This is a genomic window from Thermoanaerobaculia bacterium (assembly GCA_035260525.1).
In the GTDB taxonomy this organism is placed as follows: domain Bacteria; phylum Acidobacteriota; class Thermoanaerobaculia; order UBA5066; family DATFVB01; genus DATFVB01.
In genome coordinates this window covers 1-16,638 of sequence record DATFVB010000098.1, presented here as the reverse complement: position 1 = coordinate 16,638, position 16,638 = coordinate 1, and the positions used below count along the sequence as shown (strand labels likewise).

The window sequence follows — 16,638 nt, the reverse complement described above, 5'->3', positions numbered from 1 at the left end:
GAAGGTCCGCCGGCCCGGGTTCGTTCTCGCGGTGCTGCTGGGGCTCGCGGCATCTCCCGCGGGGGCGACGGGCTGGGAAGACCGCTATCGCCTGGCCCGCCGCGGGCTCGTCGCGTTCGCCGCCCGCGCCCCGAATCGGCTTCTCCTGACGACCAACGAGTCGGGCACGTACCAGCTCGAGAGCCGCGACCTCTCGACCGGCGAGAAGCACACTCTGACCCGCGGCGCGGCGGGCCGGACTTCGGGCGCCATCTCGCCGGACGGGAAATTCGTGTATTACGTCGAGGACGCCGGCGGGAACGAGACCGGCCGATGGGTGCGGGTTCCTTTCGAGGGAGGCGACGCGCGCCCGACGGGGGGAGGCCCCGCGGGATCGAGCGCGGGAATCGCGTTCGATCCGGCGGGCCGTTTCGTCGTCGCCGCCTCGTCGGGCCCGGACGGTTTCCGCTTCGAGCGGCGGGAAGACGGCGCCAAGCCGGTCGAGCTCTACCGGTCGAACAACGAGGCCTACGGCCCGGCGCTCTCGGCGGATGGCCGGTATCTCTCGCTCGTCGAGACGGAAAGGAAGAACGATCGCCACTGGGCGACGCTCGTCCTCGACGCGCGAAGCGGCCGCCGGATCGCCGAGCTGTGGGACGGCGAGGGAAACAGCGTCACCGCGGGACGGTGGTCTCCGGTCCCCGGAGACGAGCGCCTCCTCGTCCAGAGCGATCGGTCCGGATTCCTCCGTCCCGGGTCATACGACGCCTCGACCGGAGCACGGACGGAGCTCGGCTCGTCCCTCTCCGGCGAGGTCACGGCGGAAGACTGGTCCCCCGACGCGGGGCGCGTGCTCCTGAAGCGGCACGAGGGGGGCCGGGATCGCCTGTTCCTCTTCACGATCGCTTCGAAGGCCCTCGAGGCGATATCGGTCGGCGACGGATCGATCGGCGAATGCGCGCTGCGCCCCGGGGGAAAGGTCTGGGCGACGTTCCAGAGCGCGGCGGTGACGCCGCGCCTCCTCGAGATCGACCCGGCGTCCGGAGCGCGCAAGACCGTGCTCGCGAGCGAGGACGCTCCGCCGGGAACCCCGCTCTCGCCCGTCGAATTCCGCGGGGCCGGCGAGGACCCCGTGCCCGCGCTCCTCGGTGTCCCCGCCCATCCGAACGGCGCCGCGATCGTCTGGCTGCATGGCGGCCCGCACTCCGAGACCGCGGACGCGTTCTCTCCGACCATCCAGGCATATCTCGACGAGGGCTTCGCCGTGCTCGCGCCGAATTATCACGGCTCGTCCGGTCTCGGCCGCGCGTGGGCCAATTCGGTCGTCGGCGACCCGATGACGCGCGAGCTGGACGACGTCGGGGCCGCGCGCCGATACCTGGTCGAGAACCGCCTCGCGCGTCCCGACGCCGTGTTCGTCGGGGGCTGGTCGTACGGCGGATATCTCACGCTCTGCGCGCTCGGCCGCCAGCCCGGGCTCTGGGCGGGAGGGATCGCGGGCGCCCCGATCGCCGATTTCACGGTGCAGTACGAGGACGCGCGGGCGGCGCTCCGCGGCTGGACGGTGATGCTCTTCGGCGGGACCCCGACGAAGAAGCCGGCGCTCTACCGGGAACGATCGCCGCTCGCGCGGGCGCAAGACATTCGGGCGCCTCTCCTGATCTTCGCCGGAAGGAACGACCGCCGGGCGCCGCCGCGCCAGGTCGAGCTCTTCCTGGAGGCGCTCGACGCGATGAAGAAGGAGGTCACCGTGCGCTGGTTCGACGCGGGCCACGGCTCGCTCTCGGCGGAGGAGCAGATCGCGGAGACGAGAGAGACGATCGCGTTCCTGCGGCGGGTGGCGGCGACGACGGGGAAGAATGCCCGGATCGGGAAAGAGGAATCGGTTCTTTCAGGGTCGTTCGTCGTGCGCTTCTCGCAATGACAAGCCACTCCGAGGCCTCGCAATGGCCACGAGTGTTACGGTCTCGGAACGGCGTCGCGGAGAGAACCTGCGCGGCGGGGCGCGCTCAGCGCTCGGAGATGGTGAGCGTGACGACGGTCTTCAGGGCCTCGCGCGTCGCGGAAAGCGTCAGGGACCGTTTTCCGTCGGGACTCCGCAGGATCAGCGTGTGCGCGTCCTCGGTCTTCATGTCCATCGCGGTCTTCCACCGCGCCAGCTTCCCCTGGTAGAACTTCGCGACCGCGTCCGGCCAGTCGGCCGTTTCGATCGTGGCGACGCGCGCGGACGCCGTGCCGTCCGCCTCGAGCGAAGCCGCGACGTGCGCGCCCGGATACATCGGGATGTCCTTCGGGAAACCGGCGGGAAATGCCGCCGGCTGACCGCCGGCGGTCGCCGTTGCCTCCGCCGTCCGGATCGTCACGTTCTTTCCCGAACGATCGATCTCGACGGTCGACCCGTTGGCGGATACCGTCGCCCGCTTCCGGCATGCCGGCAGAGCCGCCGCGAGGATCAGAACACCCAATGTTTCGTAAATTCGCTGGCGCATCGTCGACACTGGATCCACCCCCGCCGGGTCAAGCGGCCCCGCCGCTTCCACTCGACGCTTCTATTCGGACTTGATCGCCCGCACGGCTTTCTCGAACTCCGGGACGAACGGGAAGAGGTCGGCGACGACCCCGTAAGTCGCGACCTTGAAGATCGGCGCGTCGGCGTCCTTGTTGATCGCGACGATGACCTTCGAGGTCCCCATCCCCGCGAGGTGCTGGATCGCGCCGGAGATGCCGCACGCGACGTAGAGCGTCGGCGACACGACCTTGCCGGTCTGCCCGACCTGGTACTGGTGGTCGATCCATCCGGCGTCGACCACGGCGCGGGACGCCCCCAGCGTCGCGCCGGCGCCCATCGCGTCGACCAGGCCGCGGATCACCGGCCAGTTCTCCGGGCCCTTGATGCCGCGCCCGCCCGAGACCACGATGTCCGCTTCCGTGACGTCGAGCTCCTTGCCGCCCGTCGCCGCGATTCCCGTGACCTTCGCGCGGATCTCGAAAGAGCCGAGGTCGAGCGTTTCGATGGCCGGATCGGCCGCGCCGTCGTTCCTCTCGGCCGGAAACACGTTCGGGCGGGTCGTCGCGATGCGAAGGCCGGAAGCCGCCTCGACCGTCGCGCGCGCCTTGCCGGAGTACACCGGCCGCACGCCGACGAGCTTTTCCCCTTCGACGCGGAGCTCCATCACGTCGGCCAGCACGCCCGCGTCGTTCTTCGCGGCGAACCGGGGCGCGACGTCCTTGCCCATGGCGGTCGCGGCGATCAGCACCGCGTCGGGAGATTCCTTCTCCCGGGCGGCCTGCAGCGCGCCGACGTAGCCGCGGTTCGAATAGAGCGCGAGATCGTCGCGGTCGGCGACGTACACCTTTCCCGCGCCGTACTTGCCGAGCTCCTTGGCGGCTTGCGCGATCCCCTTGCCCGCGATCACGGCGGCGACCGGTCCTCCGGCCAGGCGCGCGGCGAGGGAGATCGCCTCCAACGATGCCTTCCGGATCTTCCCTTCGCGCTGCTCGACGAAAACGAGGAACTTCATCAGATCACCTTCGCTTCTTCGCGGAGCAGCCGCGCGAGCTCGCGGGCGGCCCCGGCGGGATCGGCGGCCGCGCCGTCCGCGGACGTCTTCGGGTCTCCTCCCGGGACGAAATGGCAGGGCATCGGCGGCGGGGGGAGCTCGAGCGCGACGAGCGCCGTCTTCGGGGCGAACGCCTCGGCGGCGCGCTCCTGGATCGGCTTCTTCTTGGCGGCCATGATCCCCTTGAGCGACGCGTAACGCGGCTCGTTCAACCCCTTCTGCGCCGTGATCACGCACGGCAACGGCGACTCGACGTGCTCGTGCGCCCCCTCGATCTCGCGCTCGCAGGAAACCTTGCCGTCGCCCGCGTCGAACTTCACGACGTTGGCGACGTGCGGGATCCCGAGGAGCTCGGCGACCATGGGCCCGACGAGGGACTCGTCGAACCCGACGCCCTTCTGTCCGAACCAGATCACGTCGTGCGGAAGGTCCTTGACCGCCGCCGCGAGGTTCTTCGCGACGGCCAGCGCGTCGAGCGCCGCGCCCTTCGCGTCGATCCAGACGCCGCCGTCCGCGCCGCGCGCAAGGCACTCGCGGATCCCGGTCTTCGTCCGCTCCGGTCCGAGCGACATGACGGTGACCGCTCCCGCGCCCTTCGATTCCTTCGTCTTGATCGCTTCTTCGAGCGCGTATTCGTCGTACGGGGAGACGATCCACTTCACGTCGGATTCGTCGATCGATTTTCCGTCGGGAGCGACCTTGACCCGGGTTTCGGTGTCGGGAACGTAGGCGATGCAGACGATCGAATTCATCGGCTCCTATCTTCTCTCCGCGTCCGGCCCGCATGGGGGCTGCCGGCGCTTGTGAAAAATTTCACCACAAGCGCGGCAAGATATCACGGGGGCCCCGGAGCGCGTGATGCGAACGAATCCCCGTTCGTCAGACGCTCTTGAGCAGCAGGCAGCCGTTCGTGCCGCCGAAGCCGAACGAATTCGACAACGCGTAGCGAACGCTCGCCTCGCGCGCCGTGTTCGGCACGTAGTCGAGGTCGCATTCGGGATCGGGCTCCTCGTAGTTGATCGTCGGCGGGATGACGCCGTGTCTGACGGTCAACGCGAGAATCCCCATCTCGAGACCGCCGGCCGCGCCGAGGAGGTGGCCGGTCATCGACTTGGTCGAGGAGATCGCGACCTTCTTCGCGTGGTCGCCGAAGACCCGCTTGACGGCGATCGTCTCGACCCGGTCTCCCATCGGCGTCGACGTCCCGTGCGCGTTGATGTAGTCGACCTGGTCGGCGTTGACCTCCGCGTCCGCGAGCGTGTTGCGCATGACGCGCGCCGGCCCGTCGCCGTCCTCCGACGGCGCGGAGATGTGGTACGCGTCGCCCGACATCCCGTAGCCGACCATCTCGGCGTACATCTCGGCGCCCCGGGCTTTCGCCGCCTCCCACTCCTCGAGCACGAGGATCCCGGCGCCTTCGCCGATCACGAATCCGTCGCGGCCCTTGTCCCAGGGGCGCGACGCGCGCTCAGGCTCGTCGTTCCTCGTCGAGAGCGCGCGCATGGCCGCGAAGCCGCCGACGGCGAGCGGCGTGATGACCGCTTCCGTGCCGCCCGTGATCGCTGCGTCCGCGTCGCCGTACTGGATCATCCGGTACGCCTCGCCGATCGCGTGGGCGCCGGTCGTGCAGGCCGTGACGGTCGCGAGATTCGGCCCCTTGGCGCCGTACTTGATCGACACCTGGCCGGCCGTCATGTTCGCGATGAGCCCGGGAATGAAGAAGGGAGAGAAGCGGTCCGGCCCTCCCTCCCAGACGCGGCGGTGCTGGCTCTCGATCAGCGGCAGCCCGCCGATCCCGGAGCCGATCACGACCGCGACGCGCTCGGCGTTCTCCGGCGTGACCCGGAACCCCGCGTCCTCGAGCGCGTAATGGGACGCCCCCATCCCGTAGAGGATGAAGGTGTCCATCTTCTTGATGTCCTTCTTCGAGACGTAGAGCGAGGGATCGAAGCCCTTGACCTCGCCCGCGATGCGGACGGGATACTGGGACGCGTCGAAGCGCGTGATCGGCCCGATGCCGGACTTGCCGGCCTTCAGGGCCTCCCAGTTCTCCTGCGTGCCGATTCCGAGAGGGGAGACGAGTCCCACTCCGGTGACCGCCACGCGGCGCGAAGGACCTCGTCGGGGCATCGGTCAGCTTTTCTGCGCGTGCTTTTCGATGTAGTCGTAGGCGTCCTTGACCTTCTGGATCTTCTCGGCGTCCTCGTCCGGGATCTGGATGTTGAACTCCTCCTCGAAGGCCATCACGAGCTCGACCGTGTCGAGCGAATCGGCGCCGAGATCGTCGACGAAAGAGGCCTCCGGCGTCACCTGGGCGGCGTCGACCCCCAGCTGCTCGACGATCTTGTTCTTCACGCGCTCCTGAATGCTGTCCGCCATCACCCCTCCTCGAAAAATCTCACTTTTTACGCCTTGCGCTCAAGCCCGCGTATTCTACACGAGGGATTTCCGCGAGCAACCGGGAGTACCGGAGGGTTCCCTCACCCGCCCGGCGACGCTCTCGAGCTCGCCGGGCGGCCTCTCCCGCCGGGAGAGGCCAAGGGAAGACCCGACATGGCTCTGTCAGATTCACCATAAGGGCGCACGGCCAGGCCCGAGCCCGGCGGGATGCGGGGCAGCCGGCCCGTGGGCGCGGCGAACAAAGAACCCGGCTCCTTCGACGATCTTCGCCGGCGCGGCCAGACGCGAGCGAGACGCGCACCCACAGACCGCCGGCCCCGAAGACGTACCGGCAGCGTACGTCACAGGGGCCGGCGGGCGAGGACGCGCGTATTCGCTCGATGTATGGCCGCGCCGGATACCGTTACATATAGAGCCCGCCCGAAACGTTCAGGACATGGCCCGTCACGTAGGCGGCGTCGTCCGAAGCGAGATACACCGCCGCCGCCGCGACGTCCTCCGCGGACCCGAGGCGCTGGAGAGGGATCTGCGACGAAAGCGCCTGCTTCGCCGCGTCGGTCATCTTCTCCGTCATCGCCGTCGCGATGAAACCCGGCGCGATCGCGTTGACGGTCACCTGCCGCGACCCGACCTCCCGCGCGAGCGACTTCGTCAGCCCGACGAGCGCGGCCTTGGCGGCCGCGTAGTTGGCCTGGCCGGCATTGCCCATGAGCCCGACGACGGACGTCATGTTGACGATCCGGCCCGACCGCTGGCGAATCATCATCTTGATCGCGGCCTGCGACAGGAGGAAGGCCCCGGTGACGTTCGTGGCGATCACCCGGTCCCACGATTCGCGGGTCATCCGGAGGATCAGGTTGTCCTCGGTGATCCCCGCGTTGTTGACGAGGACGTCGAGGCGTCCCTCTCCGTCGGCGATCCCCTTCATCGCGGCCGCGATCGAGCCGGCGTCGGAGACGTCGAGCGGAACCGCGCGCGCCTTTCCGCCCGCCGCTTCGATCGACGCGACGATCGTCGCGAGCCGGTCGGCGCTCCGCGCCGCGCAGAGGACGACCGCGCCTTCCGCGGCGAAGCGCCGGGCGATCGCTTCCCCGATTCCCTGGGACGCGCCGGTGACGAGGGCGATTTTCCCGTTCAGTCGCATGGGACCTCCGGTTCGGGGAACTTTCTACCACGACCACGTGGTGCCGCCCCGCCGGGGGCACGGTAAGATCACCTCGATGACCGAGATTGCCCGCCTTTCGAGCTTCGTCGGCGGCGTCTTCCGGCCGCCGGCGGGAGACGCATGGGTCGACGACGTGAATCCTTCCGACGCGTCCGACGTGATCGCCCGGGTGCCGGCCGGGGACCCGGCCGACGTGGACGCCGCGGTCGAGGCCGCCCGGTCCGCCCTCCCCTCCTGGCGCGCGAAGACCGGCCCCCAGCGGGCCGAGGTCCTCTACGCCTGGGGAGACGCGATCGCGGCGCGCCGCGAGGAGATCGCGCAGGCGATGACGCGAGAGGTCGGCAAGCCCATCAGCGAGGCTCGCGGCGAGGCGTCGCGATGCGTTGCGATCCTCCGCTACTACGCCGGCGAAGCGGTCCGGGCGTGCGGCGAGGTGATCCCCGCCCAGGCGGCCGGCGCGCTCCAGTTCACGCTCCGGGAGCCTCTCGGGGTCGTCGCGCTCATCACGCCGTGGAACTTCCCGACCGCGATCCCCCTCTGGAAGGCGGCTCCCGCTCTCGCGTTCGGGAACGCCGTCGTGCTCAAGCCCGCGGAGGCCGCGTCGCGATCGGCGACGCTGCTCGCGGAGACGGCGTCGGCCGCCGGCCTCCCGCCCGGCACGTTCAACGTTTTGCTGGGGTCGGGAAGCGCGATCGGCCCGCGTCTCGTCGAGCACGAGACCGTCCGCGCGGTGAGCTTCACGGGCTCAGGCTCGGTCGGCGCGACGATCGCGGCTTCGGCCGCCCGGCGGAACATCCGCTACCAGACGGAGATGGGGGGAAAGAACGTCGTGATCGTCGCTCCCGACGCGGATCTCGACCTCGCCGCAACGCTGACGGTCGCGGGAGCGATGCGCTACGCCGGGCAGAAGTGCACCGCGACGAGCCGCGCCGTCGTCGACCGGCGCGTGCGCGACGCGTTCCTCGCGAAGGTGCGCGCGCAGGTCGACGCGCTCGTGCTCGGGCCCGTGACCGATCCGGCGGCCGCCGTGGGCCCCGTGATCAGCCGCGAATCGAAGGAGGCGATCGACCGCGCTCTCGCGACCGCCTCGGCCGCACGGATCCACGGGGGCCGGCTCCCCGCCGGCGACGCGTGGTCCCGGGGGTACTTCTGCTCGCCCGCGATCGTCGAGGGCCCCGACCCGGATTCGACGATCGCCCGCGAGGAGCTCTTCGGGCCGGTGCTCGCGACGTTCGAGGCGTCGGACCTCGAGGAGGCCGTCGCGCTCGCCAACCGCACGCGGTACGGCCTCTCGGCATCCCTCTTCACGCGCGACATCCGTTCGGCCCTCGCGTTCATCCCCTGGATCGAAGCCGGCCTCGTGCGGATCAACGGCGACACGACGGGCGTGGACCCCCACGCGCCCTTCGGCGGCATGAAGGGCTCGAGCTCCGGCAGCCGCGAACAGGGCTCCGCCGCCCGCGAGTTCTACACCGAGATCAAGACCGTCCAGATCAATCCGTGACGATTCCGGAAACGATCCGCGTCGTCGACTCGCACACCGAGGGCGAACCGACCCGCGTCGTCGTCGAGGGATGGCCGCCGCCGTCCGGGGCGACGATGGAGGAGCGGCGGCGCGACATGAAGGAGCGCTTCGACCCCCTGCGGCGGGCGGTTCTCTGCGAGCCTCGGGGGCACGAAGCGGTCGTCGGCGCGCTGCTGACGCCGCCGGTCGATCCCGGGTCGCTCGCGGGCGTGGTGTTCTTCGACAACGCCGCCTACCTCGGAATGTGCGGACACGGGACGATCGGCGTCGTCCGGACGCTCGAATACCTCGGCCGGCTCCGGCCGGGCCCGGTCGCGCTCGACACGCCGGCGGGGACCGTTCGGGCGGAGCTCGCCGCGGACGGCTCCGTCGCGATCGAGAACGTCCCCGCGTTCCGCCACGCGAGCGACGTCGCCGTCGAAGTGCCCGGCGTCGGACCCGTCGTCGGCGACGTCGCCTACGGCGGGAACTGGTTCTTCATCACCCCGTTCGGCGGAGCGCTCGCCCCGTCGAACATCGGGGAGCTCACGCGCGTCACGCGAGCGATCGGCGAGACCCTTCGGCGCGAGGGAGTGACCGGCGCGGGAGGCGCGGAGGTCGACCACGTCATCCTCCTCGGCTCGAGCGACCGCGCGGACGCCGACCGGAAGAACTTCGTGCTCTGCCCCGGGGCGGCCTACGACCGGTCCCCCTGCGGAACGGGCACCTCGGCGACGATGGCGATGCTCCACGCCCGCGGGGAGCTCGCGCTCGGCCAGGTCTGGCGGCAGGAGAGCATCATCGGGAGCCTCTTCGAAGGATGGCTCTCGGAGCGCGGGAGCGACCTCGTTCCGCACGTTCGCGGCACGGCGTTCGTCACCGGCGAATCCACCCTCCGCTTCGACCCGCGGGACCCGTTCCGGCTCGGGATTCCGCTCGCCGCGCCGCAAAGGGAGCGCGGCGAGAAATCCGGAATTCGAATATCGAACTTCGAAACAAATTCAAAGCACTGATCTCCCAATTCAAAATGGAAACGAACCCCGTCGCTCGTTTTGAATTTTCGTGCTCGTTTCGGACTTCGGATTTCTTGCTTCGAATTTTGGACGCCGACAGGCCGGTGAAAAGGCGGCTCCCGGGGCATTCTTCACCATGACCGATTCTCTTTTCGACGCCATCGTCGTCGGCGCCGGAATCGTGGGTGCGGCGTGCGCGGAGGCCCTGGCCGCCGACGGGATGCGCGTCGCCGTGCTCGATTCGGCGTTCGCCGGAGGAGGAACGACCGCGGCCGGGATGGGGCATCTCGTCGCGATGGACGATTCCGAAGCCCAGCTCGCGCTGACCGGCTGGTCGAACCGGCTCTGGAAGGAGCGGGCGGAGTCGCTTCCCCGCGACTGCGAGATGGACCCCTGCGGAACGCTATGGGTCGCCGAGGACGACCGGCAGCTTTCGGCGCTCGAGGAGAAGCGCGCGCGCTATGCCGGTCACGGCATCGCTTCCGAGCTCGTCGGACCGGCCGCCCTCGCGCGCCTCGAGCCGAACCTGCGTCCGCTCGCCGGCGCGCTCCGCGTCCCGGGGGATTCCGTTCTGTATCCGCCGGCCGCCGCGCGCGCTCTCCTCGAATCGGCGCTCCGCCGGGGCGCCGAGCTTCGGGAAGGGATCGCGGTCCGCGCGATCGAGCCCGGCGGCGCCGAGACTTCGGCGGGCGCGCTCCGCGCGCCGGTCGTCGTCAACGCCGCCGGCACGCGAGCGCCGGAGCTCACGCCGGGGCTCCCGATCGTCCCGCGGAAGGGGCATCTCGTCATCACCGACCGGTACCCGGCGTTCTGCCGACACCAGATCGTCGAGACCGGATACCTGGCGAGCGCGCACGCGATGACGGCCGAGTCGGTCGCGTTCAACGTCCAGCCGAGAGCGACGGGGCAGCTCCTCGTCGGATCGTCGCGGGAGCTCGTCGGGTGGGACGCCGCGATCAACCGGCGCATCGTCTCGAAGATGCTCGCGCGCGCCTTCGAGTTCATCCCGTCTCTGGCGCATCTATCGGCGATTCGCGCCTGGACGGGGTTCCGGCCGGCCACGCCCGACAAGCTGCCGCTCGTCGGACGGTGGAAGCCGATGGAGGGAGTCTGGATCGCCGCGGGGCACGAAGGACTGGGGATCACGACGGCGCTCGCGACGGGCCGCCTCCTCGCGGATCTCATCGCGGGCCGCGAGCCGGCGATCGACCCGCTCCCCTACGACCCGAACCGTTCGACGCCGGGAGCGGACGCGTGAGCGACCCGGCTTCCCGGGTCTCGATCGTCGTGGATGGCCGGACGATCTCCGCCGAGGAAGGAACGACCGTCGCGGCGGCCCTCGTCAACGCCGGCGTCGCCCGGTTCCGCGGCTCGGTTTCGGGCGAGCCCCGCGGCCCGCTCTGCGCGATGGGGATCTGCCACGAATGCCGCGTCGCGATCGACGGCGTCGCGCATCGCCGATCGTGCCTCGTGGAGGTCGCCTCCGGCATGAGGATCCAAACGGGTGGCTGACGTGCTGACGGCCGACGTCGCCGTCGTCGGCGCCGGACCCGCGGGCGTGGCCGCGGCCGCAACGGCGGCGGCGGCCGGAAAGCGCGTCTTCTTGATCGACGAGGCGCCGAGACCGGGCGGACAGATCTGGCGGCATCGCCCGGGCTCCCCTCCTCCGCGCGCGCGCCGCTGGCTCGGCCGGCTCGCTCGCTCCGGCGCGGTCCGCATCCCGGGCGCGGCGGTCTACTCGGTCTCGGAAGGCTTCTCGGTCCTCGCCGAATCCCCGGCGGGGCCCGTCGCGGTCTCGGCCCGCGCGGTGGTCCTCGCGACCGGCGCGCGCGAACGCTTCCTTCCCTTCCCGGGCTGGACCCTTCCGAACGTGATCGGCATCGGGGGAACGCAGGCGCTCCTCAAGTCGGGAGCGTCGTTTTCCGGGAAGACGGCCGTCCTCGCCGGATCGGGGCCGCTCCTTCTCCCCGTCGCGGCGTCGCTGGCGAACGGAGGAGCGCGCGTCGCGCTCGTCGCCGAGCAGGCGCCGCGCGCCTCGGTCCTGCGCTTCGCGGCGGGACTCTGGCGCGAGCCGCGCGCGCTGGCCGACGCCCTCTCCTTTCGGCGCGCCTTCGCGGGGACGCCGTATCGCTTCGGAACGTGGGTCGTGGAAGCGCGAGGAGACGGGCGGGTCGAAGAGGCCGTCCTGACCGACGGAGGACGGACCTGGAGCATCGCCTGCGACGTCCTCGCGACCGGCTTCGGGCTCGTGCCGGCTACCGAGCTCGCGCGGCTCCTCGGCTGCCGGTTCGACGGCGAGGCCATCGCCGTCGATTCTCTCCAGCGGACGTCGGTCTCGGGACTCCTCTGCGCCGGCGAGCCCACCGGAATCGGCGGCGTCGAAAAGGCGCTCGTCGAGGGGGAGATCGCCGGGTGCGCGGCCGCAGGACGGACGCCGCGGCGCACTCTTATCGCCTCGGCCCGCCGCCGGCGCCGATACGCGGAGTCGATCGCGAGGGCGTTCGCTCCCCGCGCCGAGCTGCAGGAGATCGTCCGGAGCGACACGATCGTCTGCCGGTGCGAGGACGTGCCGCTCGGCGCGCTCGAACCCGGGTGGTCGCCGAGGGAAGCGAAGCTCTACACGCGTGCCGGAATGGGCCCGTGCCAGGGGCGCGTGTGCGGTCCGGCGCTGCGATACCTTTTCGGTTGGGAATCGGATAGCGTTCGCGTGCCGGTCACGCCGGTTTCTCTGGAAACCTTGATGGGCGCCGGAGCGAACGCTCCGCAGGAGAACCGATGAAGCAGGGCGACTGGAATGGCGTCTTTCCCGCGATCACCACCCCGTTCCGAGACGGCCTCGCCGTGGACTTCGACTTCCTCGGAGAGCACGTGGCCTGGCTGCTCGACAAGGGGTGCGCGGGAATCGTCGCCCTCGGCTCGCTCGGCGAGGCCGCGACACTCTCGTTCGACGAGAAGCTCGCGGTCCTCGAGACTTGCCGCGCGGCGGCGAAGGGAAGGGCGCCGATCGTCGCGGGGATCGCGGGGCTCTCGACGGCCGAGTGCGTCGCGCTCGCCCGGGGCGCCGAGAAGAGCGGCTGCGACGGGCTGATGGTCCTTCCCGCGTACGTCTACCGCGGAGACGCCAGGGAGACGGAAGCGCACGCCGCCGCCGTGCTCGATGCCACGCCGCTCTCCTGCATGCTCTACAACAACCCGATCGCCTACGGCACCGATTACCTCCCGGGGCAGATCGCGAGCCTCGCGCGCCGCCACCCGAACCTGCACGCGGTGAAGGAATCGGCGGGAGACGTCCGGCGCGTGACGGCGATCCGGGAGCTGGCCGTCGACCGGCTCGCGCTCTTCGTCGGCGTCGACGACCTGATCGTCGAGGGGATCGCCGCCGGCGCCGTCGGATGGATCGCCGGCCTCGTCAACGCGTTCCCCGCGGAATCGGTGCTGCTCTTCGATCTGGCGCTCCGCGGAGACCACGAGGAAGCACGGCGCCTCTACGAATGGTTCCTGCCGCTCCTGCGCCTCGACACGGTCCCGAAGTTCGTCCAGCTGATCAAGCTCGTGCAGCAGGAGGTCGGCCGCGGGAGCGAGCGGGTCCGTCCGCCGCGGCTGCCGCTCGCCGGAGAGGAGCGGGAGGCCGCGTTCGAGATCATCCGGGCGGCGATCCGGTCGCGCGCGGTTCTGTAGCCCTAGGGCCGGCGCTCGCCGTGGACGGGCGCCGCGGAGGACGGGGGGACCGGAGCGATCTTCCGCACCGGCCGCTCGATCGCGATCCGGAACACGCCGCCGTTGGTCGCCGCGTAGAGGCTGCGCCCGTCGGCGCCCGCAGCGAGATCGGAAACGGCCGGGCTCGCGAGGCAGTCGCCGAACGGTTCCCAGTGCTCGCCGCGATCGAGGCTCCGGTAGACCCCGGCGCCCGTCGGGACGTAGAGCACCCCCTCGTGGGCAACCAGCTTCAAGGGAGGGAATTCCGTACCGCGCGGGAAGTCGGCGGCCGCTTCCGTCCAGTGCGCTCCGCCATCGTCGCTCCAGACGACGCGCCGCGTGCCCGCGTCGAGCCCATAGATCGGGCCGAATGACCGGCGGTCGAACGCGAGCGAGAAGATCGGGGACGGTGCCGTTCCGGCGACTCGCCAGGTGATCCCGCCATCCTCCGAGACCAGGAAATCGGCTCCCTGGCCAGCCACCGACTCCGCGTACACGCGGGCCGAGTCGCGGGGATCGACGCCGGCGAGGCCCGCCGGGACCGGAAGCGCGAGCTTCTGCCAAGTGTCGCCGTCATCCGTGCTCCGGAAGATCGCGTCATATCCGCCGGTGTAGAGCGCGCCGTCGTCGGCGACCGCGAGGAAGACTGCGCAGCTGTCCGCCCCTCGGCAGGCCGTGACCGCTGGCGGAAGCGATCCGTCGAGCGACGACCAGGTCTCTCCGCCATCCCGGCTCCGGGAGAGACGTGCGGTCTCGGAGCTCGTCGCGTACACGAGCCCTGGCCGGTCCCGCGGCGCATAGACGGCCCGCAGCGGGTCGTCGAATCCGAGCGTCGACCGCTGCTCCCATCTCGGCGCGCCGTCGGTGGAAGCGAAAAGGTCCGGTAGGGTCACGTCCCCGCGCACGAACGCCCCGGCATAGACGGCGTCCGCGGCGACGGCGACGCCGGCGAAGGAGGTTCCCCGCAGACCGGCATCCGAGAGCTGCCAGGAAGAACCCCCGTCGTCGCTCCGATACAGCCCGTCGCCTGCGGCGGCGAGCACGGCGGAATCGAACGGATCGACCGAGAGGCCGAGGATCCGCAGACTCGCCAGACCGGCGTTCGACTGCACCCAGTGTGCGCCGCCGTCGGATGACCGAAAGACGCCCGAGCTAAGTTCCCCCGCGTAGACCACCTCCGGATGCCGCGGATCGGCCGCCAGAACCCAGACAACGTCGTCTGACGGCAGGCCCGCGCCGGACGGCGACCAGTGGGCGCCGGAGTCGCCGCTCGCGACGACCGGGCCCGCGAAGAACGATGCGAGCACGGCGGACGACGAGAACGCGCCGGCGAGGGAAGTCGCCTGCGAGAAGATCCCGTTCGTGGCGACGAGCGACCAGCTGTCGCCGCCGTCCGACGTGCGATACACGCCGCAGCTCGAAGCCGCGAGGACCGCGCCCTGGAGGACGAGGAGCGAGTGGACCGCAACTGGAAAGTCCCCTGGACACAGCGGGGGTGACGCGGCCTCAAACGTTTCGCCTCCGTCCATGCTGCGGAAGAGCCCGTCATTCGCGGCGCCGGCGTAGATCCGCGTCGGATCGGAGGGATCGACGGCCACAGCCAGGAAGCCGTCGTCGGGGCCGCCCGCGACGAGCGACCACGTCCCCCCTCCATCGATGCTTCGGAAGAGCCCGCCGTACGTTGCGGCGAAGAGGACGGGAGGCGGCGGAGGATCGACGGACTGCGGCACGACCGCGAGCCCGAGCACGATCGCGTCGCCGAGCTCGCACCCGGTCTCGGCCCAGGTCCGTCCGTGGTCGTCGCTTTGGAAGATGCCCGCCCGGTTTCCGCCGTAGACCGCGCCGGGCGGGTTCGGGGAAAACGCGATCGCCTCGAACGTCCCGCCGTACGGACCGTGCGTCTCCCAGGTCTGTGCCGAAGCAAACGCGGCGAAGGAGAGACATGCCGCGATCACGAGCGGCGGCCGCCGGAGAAACATCGATTTATCTTGCTCCGGGGGTCCGGAAACCGGTAGAGGAATCTTGCTCATTCGCGAGGTTCCACCCTCTTTTGTCCAGGCGATCGGGACTTCAGCGGTCGTCTCTCGCGACCCGGAACCCGAGGCTGAATCCCTTGTCCGCGGGATCGTGGGAGTACCGCGCCGCGCACCGGCAGCTCGCGGCGTCGAAGTACCAGCTTCCGCCGCGGATGACCTTCTTGGGCGCCGATGCCGGCCCGACCGGATCGACGGCGTCGCCGGGCGGATACGGAGCGTAGCCGTCGGCGCACCACTCCCAGACGTTTCCGCGCATGTCATAGAGGCCGTGCCGGTCGGGCGGAAAGCTCGCTACCGCCACCGGCCGGCCGAGATAGCGGCCCGGGCGCCCACCCCGGACGGGATAGCGGGCATCGAAATTCGCGTGGGCATCGTCGATCCGGGCGGCGTCGGGTCTCTCCCCCGTCCGGCACGCGTATTCCCATTCGGCTTCGGTCGGGAGGCGGAAGCCGCCCCCGGCCGCCTCGTTGAGCTTACCGAGGAAGCGCTCGACGTCGTGCCACGTCACGTTCTCGACCGGGCACCGCGGGCATCCGCCGAACCGGCTCGGGTTTGCGCCCATCACGCGTGTCCACTGCGACTGGGTGACCTCCGTGCGGCCGAGCCAGAAATTCCGGGAGATCGTGACCCGGAGCGGGGTCTCGTCCGCGGCGCGCCCCGGCTCCCCCGCTTCGCTTCCCATGAGGAACGTCCCCGCCGGAATCCGGACGAGGGGAATCCCGGCGACGGTCGTCCGGGCCGCGGGTTTCGCCGCGACCCCAATCGACGCGGGAAGCGCGAGCCCAATCGACGCGGGAAGCGCGAACGCCGCCCCGATCACCGTCCGCGGATCGTCTTCTCGACGTCGGCCGCCTCGCGCGGCGCCGCGCAGGAGAGGCATTCCATCCCCGACGGCGTGACGAGCACGTCGTCCTCGATCCGGACGCCGATGTTCCACCATTTCGGATCGACGTCCTTCGCGTGCTCCCGGATGTAGATCCCGGGCTCGACCGTGAACGCCATCCCCGGCTCGAGCCGGGTCTGCGCGAGCGAGTAGCGCTCGATGCGCGGCGCGTCCGGATTCGTGAATCCGTAGCTCCCCACGTCGTGGACGTTCATCCCGAGCCAGTGGGACGAGCCGTGCGGGTAGAAGGCGGCGTACGCGCGCGTCTGGATGATCTCCGCGCGCTCGCCGTGGAGGATCCCGAGCTTCATCAGGCCGTCGACGACGACCTCCACCGTCGCGTCGTGCACCTCGTGGAAGGCGGCGCCCGGACGGATCCTGGCGAATCCCGCCTTCTGGGCG

Annotated in this window: 16 protein-coding genes; 7 read left to right on the top strand and 9 right to left on the bottom strand. The window is 70.5% G+C overall.

Annotated features, from left to right (window positions below):
* The coding region (locus tag VKH46_04815) for an alpha/beta fold hydrolase (protein ID HKB70143.1) at window positions 1-1,903 on the top strand (1,903 nt) is incomplete at its 5' end.
* A gap of 85 nt (window positions 1,904-1,988) precedes the next feature.
* Here VKH46_04815 and VKH46_04810 read toward each other — a convergent pair.
* From VKH46_04810 to fabG, 6 genes are all read right to left on the bottom strand, one after another.
* Entirely contained in the window at window positions 1,989-2,444 is a 456-nt protein-coding gene (locus VKH46_04810) for a hypothetical protein (protein HKB70142.1), read from the bottom strand.
* A gap of 84 nt (window positions 2,445-2,528) precedes the next feature.
* A complete protein-coding gene (locus VKH46_04805; protein ID HKB70141.1) occupies window positions 2,529-3,500 on the bottom strand; it encodes an electron transfer flavoprotein subunit alpha/FixB family protein in 972 nt (323 codons plus the stop codon).
* A complete protein-coding gene (locus tag VKH46_04800; GenBank protein HKB70140.1) occupies window positions 3,500-4,291 on the bottom strand; it encodes an electron transfer flavoprotein subunit beta/FixA family protein in 792 nt (263 codons plus the stop codon). The genes VKH46_04805 and VKH46_04800 overlap by 1 nt, the downstream gene beginning before the upstream one ends.
* Before the next feature lie 127 nt (window positions 4,292-4,418).
* The gene (gene fabF, locus VKH46_04795) at window positions 4,419-5,669 is read right to left on the bottom strand and encodes a beta-ketoacyl-ACP synthase II (GenBank protein HKB70139.1); all 1,251 of its coding nucleotides are present in this window, start codon (window positions 5,667-5,669) and stop codon (window positions 4,419-4,421) included.
* Between the two features lie 3 nt (window positions 5,670-5,672).
* Window positions 5,673-5,918, bottom strand: a complete 246-nt coding sequence (locus VKH46_04790; GenBank protein ID HKB70138.1) for an acyl carrier protein — start codon at window positions 5,916-5,918, stop codon at window positions 5,673-5,675.
* Window positions 5,919-6,342: 424 nt separating this feature from the next.
* Window positions 6,343-7,083, bottom strand: coding sequence for a 3-oxoacyl-[acyl-carrier-protein] reductase (fabG, locus tag VKH46_04785; protein HKB70137.1), 741 nt, complete (start codon window positions 7,081-7,083; stop codon window positions 6,343-6,345).
* 76 nt (window positions 7,084-7,159) lie between these two features.
* Here fabG and VKH46_04780 point away from each other — a divergent pair, with 76 nt between their 5' ends.
* From VKH46_04780 to VKH46_04755, 6 genes are all read left to right on the top strand, one after another.
* Window positions 7,160-8,608, top strand: coding sequence for an aldehyde dehydrogenase family protein (locus VKH46_04780; protein HKB70136.1), 1,449 nt, complete (start codon window positions 7,160-7,162; stop codon window positions 8,606-8,608).
* Complete coding sequence (locus tag VKH46_04775) at window positions 8,605-9,621, top strand: proline racemase family protein (GenBank protein ID HKB70135.1); 1,017 nt, start codon at window positions 8,605-8,607, stop codon at window positions 9,619-9,621. The genes VKH46_04780 and VKH46_04775 overlap by 4 nt, the downstream gene beginning before the upstream one ends.
* 136 nt (window positions 9,622-9,757) lie before the next feature.
* A complete protein-coding gene (locus tag VKH46_04770; GenBank protein ID HKB70134.1) occupies window positions 9,758-10,879 on the top strand; it encodes an FAD-dependent oxidoreductase in 1,122 nt (373 codons plus the stop codon).
* Window positions 10,876-11,133 (top strand): (2Fe-2S)-binding protein, encoded by a 258-nt coding sequence (locus VKH46_04765; GenBank protein ID HKB70133.1) that lies wholly within the window; start codon window positions 10,876-10,878, stop codon window positions 11,131-11,133. Before VKH46_04770 ends, VKH46_04765 begins: the two co-directional genes overlap by 4 nt.
* Entirely contained in the window at window positions 11,126-12,400 is a 1,275-nt protein-coding gene (locus VKH46_04760; GenBank protein HKB70132.1) for an FAD/NAD(P)-binding oxidoreductase, read from the top strand. The genes VKH46_04765 and VKH46_04760 overlap by 8 nt, the downstream gene beginning before the upstream one ends.
* Entirely contained in the window at window positions 12,397-13,299 is a 903-nt protein-coding gene (locus tag VKH46_04755) for a dihydrodipicolinate synthase family protein (protein HKB70131.1), read from the top strand. The genes VKH46_04760 and VKH46_04755 overlap by 4 nt, the downstream gene beginning before the upstream one ends.
* A 2-nt stretch (window positions 13,300-13,301) precedes the next feature.
* On the opposite strand, the gene VKH46_04750 is transcribed toward VKH46_04755, so the two are convergent.
* The 3 genes from VKH46_04750 to VKH46_04740 form a co-directional block, all read right to left on the bottom strand.
* Window positions 13,302-15,296 (bottom strand): hypothetical protein, encoded by a 1,995-nt coding sequence (locus tag VKH46_04750; GenBank protein HKB70130.1) that lies wholly within the window; start codon window positions 15,294-15,296, stop codon window positions 13,302-13,304.
* Between the two features lie 91 nt (window positions 15,297-15,387).
* The gene (locus VKH46_04745; protein ID HKB70129.1) at window positions 15,388-16,173 is read right to left on the bottom strand and encodes a formylglycine-generating enzyme family protein; all 786 of its coding nucleotides are present in this window, start codon (window positions 16,171-16,173) and stop codon (window positions 15,388-15,390) included.
* Window positions 16,170-16,638: M24 family metallopeptidase (locus tag VKH46_04740; GenBank protein HKB70128.1), on the bottom strand; the 469-nt coding region annotated here is incomplete at its 5' end. The genes VKH46_04740 and VKH46_04745, both read right to left, overlap by 4 nt.